We start from the raw sequence: 18,000 nt of genomic DNA, 5'->3' as shown, positions 1-18,000 counted from the left end.
CGGACATATTCCGTGGCGCCATCAGGGCGCCCCGCAAGCTGTTCACACAGAGCGAGGGACGCCCTGATCACGAAGCCGCACGCCTACCCGAGCGCGGCCGGAGCGATGCCGGCGGCCTCCGTCTCGCCGCCGGCCGGGACGGTCTCGGCGACCTGAGCCGCACCGCCCGCCTCGGTGCCGACGGTGGCCGGAACGGTCTGCGGCGGGGCCGCGTGCACGGCCGCGATCCCGAAGAGGATCAGCACACCACCGGCCATCTGCATGACCGTGAGATTCTCACCGAGCAGCAGCCACGCGAAGATCGAGGCGAACACCACCTCCAGCAGTCCGATGAACGACGCCAGTCGCGACCCCAGCCGCCCCGCGCCGAAGATCCCGGTTGCGTACGCGATCGCGGTGCCGAAGACGGCCACCACCGCCAGCGGCACGAACCACGGCACCGCGGAGCCCAGCAGCGTCACGTCTCCGAAGTCCGCCGTGAACGGCAGCAGCCCCACCGCCCCGATCAGCGCCAGCGTCAGCCCGCCGAGCAGCAGCCCGGCACCGGCCAGCGCCACCGGCGGCAGTCCGGCGGACGGGCGCGCACCCACCACGAAGTAGACCGCGCACCCCACCGCCGCCGCGAACGCCAGCGTCAGCCCGGCCGGGTCCACCGCCCGCACCGCGCCCGGCCCGATCACCAGCACCAGGCCGCCGATCGCGAGCACCGAGCCGAGCAGCACGATCGCGTGCGGCGCCCGCCGGGTGCTCACCCACGCCCAGAGCACGAGCAGCAGCGGCGCGAGATATTCGACCAGCAGCGCGGTGGAGACCGGGATGCGGGAGATCGCCGCGAAGTACGCGAACTGGGTGAACGCCACCGCGATCGCGCCCATGCCGAGCACCCGCCACCGCCCCGCCCACAGCGTGCCCCAGCGCCCGCGCAGCGACCACACCACCAACGGCAACAGCAGCAGACCGGCCGAGAGGGTACGGGCGGAGACCGCGGCCGCCGGGGACCAGCCCGCTTCCAGGAGTGGTTTGACGAAGGCGCCGGACGTGGCGAAGGACGCGGCCGACGCGAGCGCGGCGACCAGGCCGGTGGACTGCTTCACGATGCACCCCTGTCATGGGTTAACGTTCGTATGACCCTGACGCTAGGCCCGTACCCGTGAGGAGTCAAATTGCTTTTTGCCCCTGACACCGAGGAGGCGCTGGACTTCATCGTGGCGCTGATGAACACCGAGGCCGGCGCGTCCCGGTCCGGCACCGACGAGCTGGCCACGATCGCACAGCTGCGGGCGCTGATCGGGCGCTATACCTACTCCGGGCGGATCGACTACGACGAGGCGGAGCTGCGCGCGGTGCGGCGCACCCGGGAGCTGCTGCGCGAGGTGTGGACGCTGGACCGGGACGCCGCGGTCGAGGTGGTCAACCGGATGCTGCGCGAGGGAAAGGCACTGCCCTACCTGGCCCGCCACGACGACCTGGACTGGCACCTGCACGCCACCGACCCGGACGCGCCGCTGGCCGTGCGCATGCGGGTCGAGGCCGCGCTCGCGCTGATCGACGTGATCCGGATGGACGAGACCGGCCGGCTGCGGGTCTGCGGCGCGACCGACTGCACCGGCGTCTTCGTCGACCTGTCCAAGAACGGGTCCAAGCGGTTCTGCAGCGTGCGGTGCGGCAACCGGATGAACATGATCGCCCACCGGAGCCGCAAGCACCTCAACGGCAACCCGTAGCGGCCCGCGGCTGCTCCGGCGGGCGCACAGCATGAGACCCGCACCGCCCACCGAGACCAGGAGTGCAGATGATCAACGCACCCGCCACCGACCTCGTCCTCGTCGCCGAGGACGACCCGGATCTGCGTGAGCTGATCGCCATGTCGGTCGAGGGCGCGGGGCTGCGCGCGGTCTGTGTCACGGACGGGATCACCGCCGCGCGCATCCTGGAGACCGCGACGCCACGGGCGATCATCACGGACGTCGGCATGCCGGCCATGACCGGCCTGGAGCTGTGCCGCCTGGTGCGCTCGCAGGCGCAGCTCCGGGACCTGCCAGTGATCATGGTGTCGGCCGCGATCGACGACGCGGACATCGAGGCCGGCTACGCGGCCGGCGCGACCGACTACCTGGTCAAGCCGTTCTCTCCGCGCCGCTTCCGCACCCGGCTGGCCGAGCTGCTGCACCACGAGGCCCCCGCCCGCCGCCGCGTCCCGACGCACGCCCGCCCGCACCGCTTCGCGACACCGGCCGGCCCACGAAACACATCCGTACGCTGGTGACCGCCACCGCGCCGAGCCTCCCGTGGCCGGCGGCGCTTCAGTCGCCTGACCAGCGACTATTGGTGAGCGAGGCGTCATTCAAGTCGTTGGAGCGCCTCGATCTTCTGGACCTCCCGGCGGACGTTGGTGGCGTCGCTCAGGCGACCAACGCCCCGACAACCGGGCGTCGCCCCGGCAACCGGCGTCGGCCCCGGCGACCGGCGGCGCTCAGGTGACCGGCGGCGCTCAGGTGACCGGCGGCGCTCAGGTGACCGGCGGCGCTCAGGTGATCGACAGGGCGAAGCCGGTCGACGGGAGCGCGAAGAGCAGCGCGAGCACGGCAAGCCGGGGAATCGACGGTGATCTGGTCAGCCAGGCGTAGGCACCGAGCAGCACCGGCACCATCACCAGCTGGTAGGGCAGCGTCGCGGCGGGGATCAACACGTTCGCGCTGGCGCAGGCGAGCGACAGGCCGAGCGCGAGCGTCCACAGTGACAGCCCCAGCCGGTAGGCGCCACCCGCACCGAACCGCACCGCGATCGTGGAGTATCCGGCCCGCAGGTCAGCGGGCCGGTCCACGACCGTGGTCGGGATGTAGAACGCGGCCGCGAAGAGCAGCCCGAGCAACGCCATCTGCCACGGGAAATCCCACGGCTCGCGTGCCACCGACCAGCCACCGAGCGGCGCGACCACGCCCACGACCAACGCGTTGACCAGCACGTCCGCGCCCGCTCGGGCCTTGAGTCGCAGCGGCGGCGCGCTGTAGGCCCAGCCGAGCGCCAGCACCCCGGCCACACCGAGCACGAACAGCGGCCCGACCAGCGCGGCCGTCCCCAGGGCCGCAAGAGCCGCGATCGCCGAGTAAACGCGCAGGTTCCGCGGCGACACCGCACCCGCGCTCGTCTTACGCGGATTGAGCCGGTCGGTCGGCAGATCGTGCAGATCGTTGTGGGCGAGCACCGCACCCCAGATCAGCGGCCCCAGCACCAGCAGCGTCAGCCCGGCCCGCCACGGGTCGCGGGGCGACAGCTCGCCGCTGGCCAGCACCAGCCCGAGGTAGGCCGGCACCCAGGACACCGGCCAGAACCACGGCCGCGACACCGCCGCGAGAACGACCGCCCGATGGGTACGCACGCGAGACCGCTGCAACATGCGACCGATCCTGGCCGTCGCCCGCTGTGACGAACCTGAGAAGGGTGACGGCGCCCATCGACGACCGCTAGGGTGTGGCAAGCGCTTTCCCACCTATGTCCGGAGGTGGCACTCATGGCCGAATCAGCCCGGCTCACCGTCGGCGGCACCGTGGTTGCCCGCCTCCAGGACGGCACCGACGTGGACCCGACACTCGGCCCCCGCCCCTACCTGCACCCCGTCACCACGCTCACCGGCGTCCCGGTCACCGACGCGTTCCCGGAGGACCACCGCTGGCACCTCGGCGCGTCCGTCGCCATGCAGGACGTGGCCGGCACCAACCTGTGGGGCGGCCGCACGTACGTCCGCGGCCAGGGCTACACCTGGCTCGACGACCACGGCCGGATCGTCACCTCTCGGCTCTCCCCCACTGCCGCCGAGGACGCGTTCACCTCGACGCTGCACTGGCTCGATCGCGACGGCACACTACTGATCACCGAGGACCGCACGATCTCCGTACGGCCGGTGTCGGACAGTGCGTGGGCGCTGGAGGTGGCCTACACGCTGGCCGCGCCGCCGTCCCGGGACATTCCGCTCGGCAGCCCCGCCACGAACGGCCGGCCGGACGCCGCGGGCTACGGCGGCTTCTTCTGGCGCTGCGCCCCCGGCCCCGCCGAGGTCTTCGACGCCTCCGGCGCTCGCGGCGAGACCGTGGTCAACGGCGGCACCGCCCCCTGGGTCGCGTTCGCCGCCGCCGACCACACCCTGGTCTTCTCCGGCCTCGGCGACGGCGACCACTGGTTCGCCCGCACCGGCATCTACCCCGGCGTCTGCGTCGCGCTGGCTTGGGAGAAGCCGCTGCTCATCCCGGCCGGTGGCACCATCTCCCGCCGCCACACCGCCGTCGTCGCCGACGGCACGCTGACCCCGCCGGAGGCCGCCGCGCTGGGCGCCTGAACCGCGCTACTCCCGCTCCACCCGAATCACGTCACGACGTGACCCGTACCCGAATCCGAGGTCCATGGGCATCTCGGTCTGCAGGCGCACGGCGTCCGTCTCGCCCTCGTTCACCGCGATCCGCAACGGCCCGCCGTGGTAACGGCTGAACTCGGCGGAAATCTCGTACTCCCCCGGTGCGAGATGCACAGAGGTTTCGGCAGCGAAGGCGAGCAACGCCACCAGATTCCCGTCGACCTTCACCTTTATCCACGTCAGGAAGCCGGCTTCGTCCACGCCGCCCCGCCGTAGCACGAGGGTGCCCCCGGCGTCTCCGCGCCCGGCCTCGACGAGTCGCCTGCCGCGTTCCGCTCCTGCTTATGCCCGAGCGCGTCCTTGACCTCCTTGACCCGGTCCCGCACCTCGTACGTATGCGTCGTGATCCCGTCCGTGGTCGAGGACGTGGCCGAGCCGTTCGGGTCGGTCACCTCGGTCCGCCCGGCGTGGTACGTGAAGGTGTACCGCGCCACGCTCGGCGTACCGCCCGGGTTGGTCTGCTCGTAGTAGTCGAGCATCCGCGAGGTGTCCGGCTCGTACCCGAGGTCGACGACCCGCCCCTCCGGCGTGGTGATCTTCGACAGCCGGTCCGACGTGTAGTCGTATCGGGTCACACCACCGGCCGCGTCCGTGACGGTCTGCAGGTTGTTCGCGGTGGTGTAGGTCAGTCCGACCTCGCGCCCCGCCGGGTCGGTGATCGTGGCGAGCCGGTCGTTCGCGTACGCGAACCGGACCACGCGCCCCTGGGTGTCGGTGGCCGTGGTGACGTTGCCGCCCCCGTCGTACCCGAAGGTGATCTTGTTGTTGTTCTTGTGCACACTGCGCAGCAGGCGCCCGGTCGAGTCCGCGAAGTAGAAGCTGCCCTCGCTCTTGTCGAACTTGAGCCGCAGCTCACCGGTTCCGGTGTCCCGGGTCAGGTCCGCGTCGATGGCCGGCGGCGTGCGCCACTTCCCGGCGCCGTCGTTGACGAACGTCGCGGTGAAGCCGCTCGGCGCGTGGTAGGCGATGTCGGCGGTGGCGTGGTCCGCCTTCGAGAAACACCGGACACGGCGACGCCGGCCCGCCGCACGGCATCGCCGGTGCCGGCGCCGGGCTGGCCGGGATGGCGGAGCGGGCCCGGGCGCTCGGCGGCACGCTCCGGACCGCGCACACCGCCGCGGGCTTCACCGTCCAGGCCGAGCTGCCGCTGGGGCGTACCGCATGATCCAGGTTTCGATCGTCGACGACCAGGCTCTGGTGCGGGCCGGGCTGCGCGCGCTGCTCAGCAACGATTCCGGCATCGAGGTGGCCGGCGAGGCCTCCGACGGGCGCCGGGCCGTGACCGAGGCCTGCCGGCTGTGCCCGGACGTGGTGCTGATGGACCTGCGCATGCCGGGCGGCGACGGCGTCGAGGCGACTGCCGAGATCACCGCCCGGCTGCCCGGCACGCGCGTGCTGGTGCTCACCACGTTCGACGAGCCCGGCGAGATCGACACCACGGTCCGGGCCGGCGCGGCCGGCTATCTGCTCAAGGACACCGGCGCCGAGGAGTTGGGCCGCGCCGTGCACACCGTCGCGGCCGGCGGGAACCTGCTGTCACCGACGGTGGCCCGGCACGTGATGGATCGGCTGGCCGCCCAGGACCCGCCCCCGCCGCCGGACCCGCGGCTGGCCGGCCTGACCGAGCGGGAGCTGAAGGTCCTGGCCGGGTCGGCCTCGGCGAGACGAACCCGGAGATCGCGGCCGCGCTGTTCATCAGCCCGGCCACCGCTCGCACCTACGTCAGCCGCCTGCTGGCGAAACTCCGCGCTCGCGACCGTACCCAGCTGGCGGTCATCGCTCTTCGCAGTGGGGTCGTGGCGCCGACATCCGGTGGCGCGGCCGGGCCGGGAGGCGCACGCTGACCCGCGATGGGTGTTCTGGACGGCGTGGCTGCGCGGGTGGCCGCCGGTGCGACCGTGAGCTTCCGGCCGGCCGGCAATTCGATGGTGCCGCTGATCCACAGCCGCGACCTGGTCACCGTGGCGCCGGTGGATCCGGCGCGCGTGGAGATCGGTGACATCGTGCTGGCCCGGGTGGCCGGCGCGGTCTATCTGCACCTCGTGTCCGCGGTCGACGCGGCGAACGGGCGGGTGCAGATCGGCAACAACCGGGGCCGGGTGAACGGCTGGACGAACCACGCCCGCGTCTACGGCATCTGCGTCGCGGTGGCGGGCCGGGGGCGGCCGCGCACCGCGGGGAAGACGCGGACCCCCTGAGCCGCACGGGGCTGTGCCATGATCCAAGATGTGAGCGCTCACTTTCGCCGTGCGCGGGTCGGTGCGTCCTCCGCCGATGACCCTGCGGACGGCGACGGGGAGTGCGTATCGTTCCGCGGAAAGCCCACCATCCACACGATCACGGCAGACAGGAACCTGCGATGACGCATCAGATCTGGTTTCTCACCGGCAGCCAGCATCTCTACGGACCCGAGACCCTGGAGCAGGTGGCCGCGCAGAGCCGGGACATCCAGGACCAGCTGACCGCCGGCGGGCTGAGCGCCGAGATCGTCGGCAAGCCGGTCCTGACCGACTCCGGCGCGATCCGCCAGGTGATGCTGGACGCGAACGCGGACCGCGACTGCATCGGCGTGATCGCCTGGATGCACACGTTCTCGCCGGCCAAGATGTGGATCACCGGGCTGGACACGCTGCGCAAGCCGCTGCTGCACCTGCACACCCAGCACAACGTGTCGCTGCCGTGGTCGACCATCGACATGGATTTCATGAACCTGAACCAGGCCGCGCACGGCGACCGCGAGTTCGGCTTCATCCAGGCCCGGCTCGGCGTGCCGCGCAAGACGATCGCCGGGCACGCGTCCGACCCGACGGTGGTCCGCCGGGTGGACGAGTGGATCCGGGCCGCGGCCGGTGTCACGAAGCTGCGCAGCCTGCGGCTGGCCCGGTTCGGCGACAACATGCGCAACGTCGCGGTGACCGAGGGTGACAAGGTCGAGGCCGAGCTGCAGTTCGGTGTCTCGGTCAACACGTACGGTGTGAACGATCTGGTCGAGGTCGTCGACGGCGCCTCGGACAAGGAGATCGACGCGCTGATCGGCGAGTACGCCGACACCTACGAGATCGCGCCGGAGCTGGCCGTCGGCGGCGAGCGGCACGAGTCGCTGCGCTACGCGGCCCGGATCGAGGCCGGTCTGCGCACGTTCCTCACCGAGGGTGACTTCGGCGCGTTCACCACGAACTTCGAGGACCTCGGCGGCCTGCGCCAGCTCCCCGGCCTCGCGGTGCAGCGGCTGATGGCGGACGGCTACGGCTTCGGCGGCGAGGGCGACTGGAAGACGTCCGTGCTGGTCGCCACGTTCAAGGCGATGGGCACCGGCACCGGCCGCGGCACCTCGTTCATGGAGGACTACACGTACCATTTCGGCCCCGGCGAGCCGAAGATCCTCGGTGCGCACATGCTGGAGGTCTGCCCGACCATCGCGTCCGCGAAGCCCCGCCTGGAGATCCACCCGCTCGGCATCGGCGGCCGCGAGGACCCGGTCCGGATGGTCTTCGACGCCGCCCCCGGCGCCGGCATCGTGGTCGGCCTGGCCGACCTCGGCGACCGCTTCCGGCTGGTCGCGAACGAGATCGAGGTGACCGCGCCGGACGAGCCGCTGCCCAAGCTGCCGGTCGCCCGCGCGGTCTGGAAGCCGGCGCCGTCGCTGTCCACCTCCGCCGAGTGCTGGCTGACCGCGGGCGGCCCGCACCACACGGTGCTCACCCAGGCCATCGGTACGGAGACGCTGCGCGACTTCGCCACGATGCTGCAGACCGAACTGCTGCTGATCGACGGCAACACCACCACGCACGACTTCGCCGACCGCGTCCGCTGGAACAGCGCCTACTACCGCCTCGCGCGGGCGCTGTAGGTCTTGTTTCGGTGACGGCCCGGGGATATCGCGTTCCCCGGGCCGTCGCCATAGAATCGCGCCTACTTTCGGCACAGCCAGGAGGCCGCGATCGTGGGCGCTTTCGAACTCGGCACCGACGGCCCGTCGGCCCTGGTCGTCGGCGTCGACGGCTCCGAGAGCTCACTGCGCGCCGCCGCTTACGCCCTCGGTCTCGCCCGGCGGCAGCGCGCGCGGCTCTTCGCGGTCTACGTCCGGCGCGAGCCCGGCGCGTTCCTCACCTTCGGCGGGACGGCCGTGCAGGCCCTGGTCGAGGCGCAGGGCGAGGTCGAGTCCGAGCTACTGGAGATGCTCGACCAGCAGGCCCGCGAGTGGGGCGTCGACGCACGCCTGGTGGTCCGGCCGGGCGATCCGCTGCGCGTGCTGGGCGAGGTCGCCACGGAGGTCAAGGCCAGCGGGATCATCGTGGGCGCCTCCGCCGGGCTCGGGCGCCGGCTGGCCGGGTCGGTCGCGATACGGCTGGTCCGGACCGCGAAATGGCCGGTCACCGTCGTACCTTGAGACCGTTCTAGGCTTCGGGTCATGAGCGCCACCATCCTTCGCCACGCAGATCTCAGCACCGACTCGGACGCGGTAACCGCACTGATGAGCGACTATCTAAGCTGGGCCGTGGGACGGCTGCGCGAGGAGTACGGCGTCGAGGACTCCCCCACCGACCTGAGCGCCATCCGGGAATCGCTGCCCTCGTTCGTACCGCCGAAAGGGCTTCTGATCGTCGCGGAACGCGACGGTGAGCCGGTAGGCGTCGCCGCGCTGCGCACGCTCACCCCTGAGATGGCCGAGGTCAAGCGGATGTACGTGGACCCGCGCGGCCGCGGCCTCGGACTCGGCGCCGCGCTGCTGGATCGGCTGCTCACCGAGGCCCACGGCACGCTCGGCGCGACCACGATCCGGCTCGACACCTGCCGTTTCATGACCGACGCACAGCGCCTCTACCTGTCGCGTGGCTTCGTCGAGCGCGGCCCCTACGAGGAGACGGAGATCCCGGCGCACATGCGGCAGCACTGGCGTTTCTTCGAGCGGGACCTCCATTCCGCCCCAACCGATGCACGTCCGGCAATTCCCCTCTCGCCGATGGAGTAGCGCTCGGAGAACTACTACGGCCGAATCGTTCGTATCTATCCGTCGCCTCTCCTGACCGTCCGGAGGAAAGGCGAACAGAGTCGACAGGGCAGCCCGAGGGTCGTCATGCACACGACTGCCGTCGATTCCCTCCAGCGTGCCTCGCTGCACTGTTGACGAACGACAGCGGGAGCCGGATCTCGCGATCCGGCTCCCGCTCACAATATCAATCCTTCCGGACGACCAACCGGGAAGGCGCCTATTTCACCCCCGGCTCATCCTCGTAGTGCGAGTTGAGGAAAGCCGTGAAAGAAGGCCAGACGCGCGATGGCGACGGGTCGCCTTCCGCGCAGAGCACAACTTCAGGGTCGGGCGATGAAATATCCGACATCCAGTAGACGAGATAGCCCTGATGCATTGCGAACACAACTGCCTCGCCCGGCCGCGAAATTCCTGAGTTCTCGTGGAAGAAATCGTCTCCCCACTTTTTCATCTGGCGCACGGCCGGGAAGAACGCGTCGGTACCGCGAAGCACCCTGCCCGCTCCGAACCCCATGTGGGTAAGGAAATCCACATACACCGCCGGCAGCTGCGGGACGCCCCACGCCTCCTGGATCTCGGCGACCTGCTGCGCCGTCACACCTCGCACAGCTTCGGGATCCTCGCGACGAATCAGATCCGCCAGCTCAGAAATTGAGTGCATTGCTCAGTCCTGCCCGGTCGTGATATTGACCTTGATGCCAGGGAATCTCGCCTTGAACTGATCGATGACGTCTCCACAACTGGGACAGACTATCCGCTCCGAGTAGAGATTGACGGTTCCGGTAGATGTCGGAGTGAGACGGGTGGCAAGATCCTCGAAGAGGAACACCTCGGAATCGAATTGCCTCGACGGGTTCGGCGGCACGAATTGCCTGGTCTTGGGCATGCCCACCTCACCGGGGTTGACATGCTTGCCGCTGGTCGCCACTCCCACCGTTGGCGACTGCCCGTCGATCTGCGTGTGCATGACGGCGATGTTCTTACCTTCCTTGACACCCAGCCCGCCGTTCGCATTGGTGCGATGGTCCGCCGCGATCTCCGCCAGCCCGCAGTTGTGTACGAGGACCGATTCGGCGTCGGCGAGCACGTAATAGGTGTGGACCTCGCCGACCGTCAGGTTGTGCACGGTGGCGTCCGGCACCGTCCAGCGCTCGACCGCGGCGATCTGCACCCATGAGCCCGAGCCTGTCTGCAGCCACTGACCGGTCTGCAGGGAGGCCGCATCGATCCACTCGCCGAGTTCCGGCACCCAGAACGGGTGGCCGTCGGTCGCGGTGACCTCAGCACTCGCCGTGCCCCGGTCACCGTCGGTGTCGACGACGACCTTGACCAGCTTTTTGACCCCCTCGCCGGTGATGGTGGCCGTGACCGTCCGGGTCGTGGTCTCACCCGTGTTCGGGTCGGTGGCACGCACCTCGTCGCCGGGCCTGACGTCCTCAATCGGCTTTGCCGATCCGTCCGCCATCAGCACCTGGGTGCCGGGGATGAAGCTATTGGTCTTACAGCTGCCGCCACCGGCCCGGCCCGCGCCGCTGTCGCCGCTGGTGCCGCCCTTTGCCCGGGAAGCACCGCCTTCTCTGCCGCTGGGCTTCGACGACTGGGTCTTGCCAGCGGCGGGTCTTGCGCCGGCTGCGGACGACGACTTCGGCGCCGCCTTCGCCTGGGCGTCCTTGTGGACGGGCGCACCGGTCTTCTTGGCCTCGTTGACCGCCTTGTTGCTCGTCGTGTTGGCCTTCTCGGCGGCCTTCTTGCGAGCCGCCTCCGCGGCCTTCTTCGCTCGTTCGATCGCCGCCTTCTTGGCGGCGAGCGCCTGGTTGGTGGCGATCTTCGCCGCGGCCAGCACCCGTTCGGCCGTCTTCTTGGCCGTGATCCACGCCTGGATGGCGTTGATGGTCCGGTTGACCGCCTTGATCACACCCGGGATCTTCGCGACCTTGCCCCACGGGATGGCCCCGATGATCAGGCTCCCGCAGGCCCACATGTCGCCGCCGAAGCAGCCGATCGCGTCATTGATGCCGATGAATTCGGCCAGGACGCCCCAGGCGGCCGAGAGGATCACCGACATCAGCGACTGGTTCATCGTCGCCTGAGCCTGGGAGACCTGGGCTGCGGACAGCCCGGCGCCGGCAAGCGCCGCCGCCATCTCCGACGGGGTCAGCGAGACGGACAGCCCGGACTTGTCCGAGTAGGTAACCGGGTTGTTGTGCGCGTACGCGTATCCGTTCGACTGGATCGGATCCTGCAGGTCGACGATCGGGTCAGCGGACATGAAGCGTCCGATCGCCGGATCGTAGAGCCGCGCCCCGAGCCGGGTGTAACCGGATGCGTCGTCCCTTCCGGCACCGACGAACCCGGCGCCGGTCTGCATGTTGGCGGTCATCGCGGCGGAACCACGCGGGTTGCCGAACGGATCCTGCTTGCGGATCCGCGTCTCCATGCCCTCTTTGAGCACGATCTCCGCTGACGGCGTACCCTGCTGATCTGTTGCGATGGCCACCAGCGACGATCCGCCCGCGCCGTACGCGTATCGGAGGATGCTGCCACCCGGCGTGGCGTAACCGCGGTGCGTCTTGACCAGCCCGCCGCCGCGGTTCACCGTTACCTGAGCCTCGCCCAGGTCCAGCGTGGCCTGCTTGCCCTGGATGCTCAGCAGCGGGGTCCCGCTCGGCCCGTAGATGTACCGGGTGTGGTTCTGCGGGTCCCACTTCTGGCCGGCCGCCGCCGCATCACAGGCGGCCAGCACGATCGGCGTGCTGTTGGCGTTGGTGCCGTCTTTGACCGCCAGGCACAGCCCGGACGCAACGTGGGTGAGCTGCCCCGACGCATTCCGCTTCAGCCGCTGCGCCGCCGACCTGTCGCACTTCTGCATGCCGACGGCCGAGCCGGCGGTGTTCGCGGACGGCTGCACGCACCACGAGTCGTAGCCGGACAGCGTGCCCAGGTTCGGGTCGTTCTGATTTGGTACGGCCTTGAACGTCCACTTCTGCGCGATGGAGGCGTTGCACGCGTACAGCTGAAGCGGCTGACCAGCCTGAGCCAGCCCGGACTGCAGGTCCAAGCACTTGTCGCCCAGCCCGTAGTAGGCGGTCTTGCCGCTCTCGCCCTGACCGGTGATCCGCTCGATCTGCCCGTCGTACGTCCAGGACAGCTCCTGCTTGTCACCCGTGTCCAGCGAGGTGACAGTCTTCGTCTCGCCGGTGACCTCATAGAGCCGCTCGGCCTCCGCGGCGACCTCGGCACCCTCGGGCGTCGTGTACCGCTTCTTGATCTTCGTCAGCGTGCCGGGCTGGCTGCCGTCGGCCTTGCCGTACGAGTACTCGGTCGCGACGTCCTTGGCCCGGTCGCCGGTGATGTCCTTGTTGGCGACCCACTTCCGGTTGCCGAGATCGTCGTAGCCGTACTCCTGCCAGTAGCCGGAGAGATCCTGCCCGGGCGCGATGTTGTTCGTGCCGTCCGCGTTGGCCGGACCGGCGTGACATGCCTGCTGATCTTTCGCGGTCCAGGCCTTGGTGAGCTGCCCGATCCCGTCATAGGTGAAGCACTGCCGCTCCGCGATGCCGTCCGCGCGCTCGCGGATCGCGGTGACGTTGCCGGCCGGGTCGTAGCTGTACTCACGGTTGCTCGCGAGATTGCCACCGACCAGCGCCTTGTTTCCGGCGTTCTCCCGGTAGACCTGCTGCGCGGTCAGCGCGCCGCTTGCCTCGTCGTAGGTCGACTGCGCCCAGACCCGGTACGGATGCGTGCCCATCGTCGAGCGGAGCACCTGCCCGTACGGCGAGTACGCGGTCTCACTGCCGTACCAGTCCTGGCCGGACACGGTCAGCGGCAGACCGTCCTTGGTGTAGCGCACCAGCAGCTTCTCGGCGGGGAAGCCGCCGACCGCCGGCATCTGCATCGTTTCCGGCAGACCCGTGTCGGTGTAGTCGTAGCTATACGTGTAGGTGGGTTTGAGGCCCCACTCGTTGGCAATGCTCTCCGGCAGTGTCAGCGTGGTGGAGGTCGGCTGGTAGTCGGTGGTGAACCCGCCGATCGCCTGCGTGTAAGGCAGCCCGTCGGTATACCGCGTGACCGATGCCGGCAGGCCGATGCCCCTCGCCGCGGTGTCGTAGGTGTACGACGCCAGCAGCGTGCCATTGGCGTCGCCGAGCCGCTGCTGAGTCGGCCGGGACAGCTGGTCGTACCCATTCCACAGCGTCACGCCGCGCGCGTTCGTCGTGGTGAGGGGGCGGTCCTGGTGGTCGTACGTGGTGGTCGTGGTGCCGGTTTCCGGGTCGGTGGCGGTGACCATGCGGCCGCGCTGGTCGTACGTCCAGGACCACTGCTTGCCAGCGTTGCTCCCGTGCGACGCCTTCACCATCTGGCCGCGGTCGTCGAACTCATACCGCAGGCTGGTGAACGCCGCCCGGTTGCCGTCCTTGAAAGTGTCGATCCGCGTGGTCAGCCCGTTCGCGTCACTGAATACACGGTAGGACGGGGCGCCGGCCGGGTTGATGACCGTCGACCAGTCAGCGCCGTACTCGTACCGGGTGGCCCGGTCCGGTTTGTCGGCACCGTTCAGTACCGGCATCTCGGTGAGCACTCGCCCGAGACCGTCGTAGGTGTAACGAGTCGCATTCGGCACGGCCGTGTCCGCGTCCGGCCAGAACAGCTTCGGCTCGGGGCTCCTGGTGGTGTAGTACGCGTTGTTGGTCTGCCAGACCTCACCTGAGCCGTTGTACAGCGTGTCAGTGATCAGCCGACCGCCACCAATCGCCTCCTCCTGCGACTGGCGTTCGCGCCCGAGACCGTCAAAGAACGTGATCGAGCTCTGTAGTTTGTTGTCGTGGCCGCGAGTGAGCGTGGTCACGTACGGGATCTCGCCCGCCTTTGTGCTGTAGGTCGCCTGGAAGTCCGGCAGCGTGGTGGCGCTCGGCGTACGGCCAGGCGCCCAGCCGCTGACCAGCCGTCCGAGTGCGTCGTAGGAGGAGACGCTGACCAGCTTGTTCGCGTCCGTGACGCGCACGCTGACGCCGCGGCCGGGCTCGATCTCCTTGATCTGCTCGTGCCCGAGCGAGTTCTTCTCGGTGATCTTGAAGGCCTGCCCGGAGGCCGGCTCGTAGGTGATGGTCGAGGTCTTGCCGTCGACGTCTGTCGTCGAGGTGACCCGGCCCATAGCGTCGAAGCCGGTGGTGCCGTCGGACTGGAAGCCGGTGCTGTCCGCCTTCAGGGAGAAGGTCTGGCTGGCCAGGCCGCGCGTGGTCGCCGTCAGTGCGACCCCGTAACCGGCGCTGTCGTAGGCGGTGCGGGCCGCGGAGCTGAGCTTCTTCAGATCGGAGAAGTCCGGGCTGGCACCGCAGAGCGTCGGCAGCACGAGCACCTGCTTGGAGAGACCGATGAGGTTCTTGTCCTCACGGTGCAGGTACTCCAGCTTCGTGCAGGTCTCGTCGCCGGCCTTGCCGGTATCCCCGGCGAACTCGACCAGCGTCGGCAGCCCGTACACCGTGTCGTAGGTGGTCTTGGTCTCGAGCACGCGCAGCGTGCGGGTGTCGTCGCCGGTGCCGGAGGAGCGGGTGTAGGAGATCGCACGCGGCTCGGTGACCCGCCACGCGATCAGCGGGCTGAGCCCGTCGTCGCGGTTACGCCGGGCCAGTTCCTGCGCTGCCGGAACGGTGACCGAGCGGGTCAGCCACTCCGTCGCCGTGTCCGAGGTGGCGGTCGGGTAGGTAAGTTCCTCCGCGATCCGGCCGGCGAACGGCTCCCGGTCCTTGGCGATCTCGACGCCAGCGATGTCCTTCATCGAGACGTCGTCGCCCATGCCGCGGAAGTAGCGGGTGACCGACTTGCTGGCCTTGCCGCCGAAGTCCGGCTCATCCGCGCCGGTCAGCACCGTGAGCTGCTGGAATCCGGCGAACTGGGAGTACGTCCGGGTGGACTTCTTGGTGAACTCCTGCTCGGCGAGCTTCCAGCCGGCACCGTTGTACTGGTAGCGGGTGACCGTGTTCGAGCTGCCGTCGACGTTCGGGAGCTCTTCGACGGAGTCGACCACGTACTTGTGGAACCAGTCGATCTGCTCGGCCTCGGGATCCGGGTGCCAGTACGACGGGTAGCACAACCGCGTGTTGTTCTTCAGCGCGGCCGTGTCCGTCTTACCCGGCAGGCCGGTTCCGGTGGCGCAGTCACCTTCCGGCTTCTTGTAGTTGATGACCGTCTCGCCGCCGTACTCGTTGATCACACGGCCGATGCGGAGACGGGAGAAGCCGGGCCGGTTGTCGTTCTTGACCCGGTTCGGCATGTCCTCGGTGTTGGACTCGAACTTGACCGCGTTGAGCGTGATGTGCTCGTTCGCGGCCGTGTTCAGGCCGTAACCGGTGCGCGTGATGGACTTGAGCCACAGCGCGGTGTTCGGGCCGGTCTTCAGGACCGGGAAGGTCTGGTCGAGCTTGTACTCGTCGACGACCTGGCGGGTGGTGCTGCCGGAGACCCGCAGCGCGGACGTGGTGATCTTGTCCAGACGCTTGGTGGACCAGAAGGTGGGTGCGGCGTTCCAGCACATCTTCTTCGCCTCGCAGCGAAGGTCCGCCGGCGTGTCGTACCAGATGCGGTATTTGCCCGGGTCCTTGGATTTGAAGTTCTCCGCGGAGCAGGTGAGGCTGCCCTCGGCGTAGCACCGCTCGGCCACGCTGAACGAGACGCTGGCCGGTGCGGTCGCGGTGAAGATGGAGTCCTTGCGCTGACCGTAGTCGATACGCGAGAGGTAGCCGGCGCGGTCGTACGAGACCGGGGCCTTCCAGTTGAAGTTACGGGCGTAGTAGCCCTTGTCCTCCTTGGTCCACCAGAAGCTCATCGCGTTGCCCTGGAGGTCCTCGACGTAGTCGAGCGACCAGCGCCACGCCTCGGTGCACCAGGACTTCGTCCACTCGCTGTTGTAGCAGGGCTCGCCGGCGTGGTTGCTGTAGACCGGCATGGTGAGCACCGAGTTGGTGACCGCCTTGCCGTCGGTCCAGCCGGGGAGCTTGTTCAGGCCGAAGTGGTAGCGGGTGCCGTCGCGGGTGGTGACGATCCAGTACTCGCCGTTCTTGTCACCGTTGCCGCGGCTGGTGTCGAACTTCTGCTCGATCTTCGAGCCGTCGCCGTTCGCGGTGGTCCAGGTGCCGTTCGCGTAGACCAGCTCGGTGGTGGTGCCGCCGAGCGAGAGCGTGGCGTTCTGCGAGCCCCAGCACATGTCGCCGGTCTTGTGCTTGGCGTTGTTGGAGCCGGCCTTCTTCGAGTCGTGCCGGCAGCCCGCGTACGTGCGGGTGATCTGGCCGGCGCTGTAGTCCCAGCCGTCGCCGATCCAGGAGGCCTGGTTGTTCGTCGACGAGGTGCGGCCGTCGACCGACTGCGACGAGTAGCCCAGGTTGATCTGCGGCGCCATGCCGCCGCCGGTCTGCGGGACCGTGACCTGGTACGAGTAGGTGAACGCGCCGGACGACGAGCCGGCGGCCCAGGAGCCGGAGGAGAGCAGCGGCGTCGCGGTGAAGTCGCCGGAGACCGAGGCACCGGTGTCCAGCGCGCCGACGACCCCGCCGGCGTCGGCCGCGGCGGCGGCGCGCGCGCCGGCGTTGGGAGCGGGCGCCGCGAGCAGGCCGGAGACCGGCACGGTGCCGGTCACGATCCGGCGCTCGGCCGACGAACCCGAAGCGGAGCGAGCATTCGCGGCAGCAGGGGCGACCGTGACCTCGCTGGAGAGCAGCTGAGTCGGCTCGGCCGGCTCCTCCTCGCCCTCGCTGGGGGCGCAGTCGCCGGTGCCGACCGCGTCGTAGACGCAGTCGGGCAGCAGCATCAGGCCGAAGCGGTCGGCGGCCTGCGGTCCGTACAGGTCGGCGAAGGTGGTGTAGTCGACGCTCAGCGCGACGGACGCCGCCGGGTCCGCCGTGGCCGGCGCCGAAAGCTTCATGATCAGACCGGGTACGCCGGCGTCCTGCGACGCCTCGGGCGCGGCCAGGTCGACGGTCCACTGTCCGTCCAGCGCCTCCGGCTCGACGCCCTGCGGCACACCCAGCGACACCGGCAGGTCCGCGACCTTGACCAGCTCACCGGGGTCGACGTCGGTCAGGTCGACCGTGCCGGTGCCCTCGCTCCACGGCGCGACGTTGGTCGGCGCGTACGGGTCGACCGGCACCTCGGGCGCGGGTTCGAGCGTCTGGTCCGCGGACTCGTCCTGGTCGACCGGTGCGGTCTCCGGCAGCGGCGGCAGGTCGACCTGCTGATTGCGGTCGGCGCCGGACGGCGGCACCGCCAGTCCCTGCGTTCCCGTCCCGGCGACCACCAGCGTGGTCGACAGGAGCGCGATCAGTGTCGCGCGTGCCGGCCTTGACCAGCGTCGACCGCGTTTCCGCGGCCACAATGGACCCATACCACCATGCATCGGTGCGTCTCCCCGTGTAGGCACCACAAAAGACACGCCACTCAAGGCGCGTGCCTGGGCACTGTGCGGCACGACGATCATCCGGACAAGTACACGGACAGTCACCGAACGTTCGGTCGAGAGATTTAGATCACACGATGTTTGGCTCCAAAGCTGGACCTTACCGACGGAGCGCCCAAAAGGGGTACTCAACGTTGTAGGCGCAAATCCCAC

14 protein-coding genes and 1 pseudogene are annotated in these 18,000 nt (G+C 69.4%); 9 read left to right on the top strand and 6 right to left on the bottom strand.

Annotation, left to right across the window (positions count from 1 at the left end; genetic code table 11):
- Nucleotides 1-83: 83 nt before the first annotated feature.
- Entirely contained in the window at nt 84-1,094 is a 1,011-nt protein-coding gene (locus J2S42_RS30290; protein WP_307244566.1) for an EamA family transporter, read from the bottom strand.
- Nucleotides 1,095-1,163: 69 nt separating this feature from the next.
- On the opposite strand from J2S42_RS30290, the gene J2S42_RS30285 reads away from it, so the two are divergent.
- Together J2S42_RS30285 and J2S42_RS30280 are read left to right on the top strand one after the other, a co-directional pair.
- Complete coding sequence (locus J2S42_RS30285; RefSeq protein ID WP_307244564.1) at nt 1,164-1,724, top strand: CGNR zinc finger domain-containing protein; 561 nt, start codon at nt 1,164-1,166, stop codon at nt 1,722-1,724.
- Nucleotides 1,725-1,792: 68 nt separating this feature from the next.
- Nucleotides 1,793-2,266, top strand: coding sequence for a response regulator (locus tag J2S42_RS30280; protein WP_307244562.1), 474 nt, complete (start codon nt 1,793-1,795; stop codon nt 2,264-2,266).
- A gap of 261 nt (nt 2,267-2,527) precedes the next feature.
- On the opposite strand, the gene J2S42_RS30275 is transcribed toward J2S42_RS30280, so the two are convergent.
- Entirely contained in the window at nt 2,528-3,397 is an 870-nt protein-coding gene (locus tag J2S42_RS30275) for a UbiA family prenyltransferase (protein ID WP_307244560.1), read from the bottom strand.
- A gap of 114 nt (nt 3,398-3,511) precedes the next feature.
- Between J2S42_RS30275 and J2S42_RS30270 the strand changes: the two genes are divergently transcribed.
- The gene (locus J2S42_RS30270; protein WP_307244558.1) at nt 3,512-4,333 is read left to right on the top strand and encodes a DUF6807 domain-containing protein; all 822 of its coding nucleotides are present in this window, start codon (nt 3,512-3,514) and stop codon (nt 4,331-4,333) included.
- A gap of 6 nt (nt 4,334-4,339) precedes the next feature.
- Here J2S42_RS30270 and J2S42_RS30265 read toward each other — a convergent pair whose 3' ends face one another.
- Both J2S42_RS30265 and J2S42_RS30260 read right to left on the bottom strand, forming a co-directional pair.
- Nucleotides 4,340-4,609 (bottom strand): hypothetical protein, encoded by a 270-nt coding sequence (locus J2S42_RS30265; protein ID WP_307244556.1) that lies wholly within the window; start codon nt 4,607-4,609, stop codon nt 4,340-4,342.
- Nucleotides 4,588-5,187 carry a hypothetical protein gene (locus J2S42_RS30260; protein ID WP_442320094.1) on the bottom strand — a complete coding sequence of 200 codons (600 nt, stop codon included), beginning with the start codon at nt 5,185-5,187 and terminating at the stop codon, nt 4,588-4,590. Before J2S42_RS30260 ends, J2S42_RS30265 begins: the two co-directional genes overlap by 22 nt.
- 382 nt (nt 5,188-5,569) lie before the next feature.
- Here J2S42_RS30260 and J2S42_RS42030 point away from each other — a divergent pair.
- From J2S42_RS42030 to J2S42_RS30235, 6 genes and pseudogenes are all read left to right on the top strand, one after another.
- Nucleotides 5,570-5,854: pseudogene (locus tag J2S42_RS42030) on the top strand (response regulator); the annotation flags it as partial.
- 230 nt (nt 5,855-6,084) lie between these two features.
- The gene (locus tag J2S42_RS42025) at nt 6,085-6,252 is read left to right on the top strand and encodes a LuxR C-terminal-related transcriptional regulator (protein ID WP_370879445.1); all 168 of its coding nucleotides are present in this window, start codon (nt 6,085-6,087) and stop codon (nt 6,250-6,252) included.
- Between the two features lie 6 nt (nt 6,253-6,258).
- Nucleotides 6,259-6,606, top strand: coding sequence for a S24 family peptidase (locus J2S42_RS30250; RefSeq protein WP_307244552.1), 348 nt, complete (start codon nt 6,259-6,261; stop codon nt 6,604-6,606).
- Between the two features lie 161 nt (nt 6,607-6,767).
- Nucleotides 6,768-8,258, top strand: coding sequence for an L-arabinose isomerase (araA, locus tag J2S42_RS30245; protein ID WP_307244550.1), 1,491 nt, complete (start codon nt 6,768-6,770; stop codon nt 8,256-8,258).
- Between the two features lie 93 nt (nt 8,259-8,351).
- Nucleotides 8,352-8,798, top strand: coding sequence for a universal stress protein (locus J2S42_RS30240; protein ID WP_307244548.1), 447 nt, complete (start codon nt 8,352-8,354; stop codon nt 8,796-8,798).
- Nucleotides 8,799-8,819: 21 nt separating this feature from the next.
- Nucleotides 8,820-9,380 carry a GNAT family N-acetyltransferase gene (locus tag J2S42_RS30235; RefSeq protein ID WP_307244547.1) on the top strand — a complete coding sequence of 187 codons (561 nt, stop codon included), beginning with the start codon at nt 8,820-8,822 and terminating at the stop codon, nt 9,378-9,380.
- Between the two features lie 238 nt (nt 9,381-9,618).
- Here J2S42_RS30235 and J2S42_RS30230 read toward each other — a convergent pair whose 3' ends face one another.
- Nucleotides 9,619-9,999 carry an SMI1/KNR4 family protein gene (locus tag J2S42_RS30230; RefSeq protein WP_307244545.1) on the bottom strand — a complete coding sequence of 127 codons (381 nt, stop codon included), beginning with the start codon at nt 9,997-9,999 and terminating at the stop codon, nt 9,619-9,621.
- A 66-nt stretch (nt 10,000-10,065) separates the two neighbouring features.
- Nucleotides 10,066-17,775 (bottom strand): ricin-type beta-trefoil lectin domain protein, encoded by a 7,710-nt coding sequence (locus tag J2S42_RS30225; RefSeq protein WP_307244543.1) that lies wholly within the window; start codon nt 17,773-17,775, stop codon nt 10,066-10,068.
- Between the last annotated feature and the right edge of the window lie 225 nt (nt 17,776-18,000).

The sequence above is a fragment of the Catenuloplanes indicus genome (assembly GCF_030813715.1).
Taxonomy (GTDB): Bacteria; Actinomycetota; Actinomycetes; order Mycobacteriales; family Micromonosporaceae; genus Catenuloplanes; species Catenuloplanes indicus.
The sequence above is the reverse complement of the archived record's forward strand: the minus strand, read 5'-3'. Positions and strand labels throughout refer to the sequence as shown.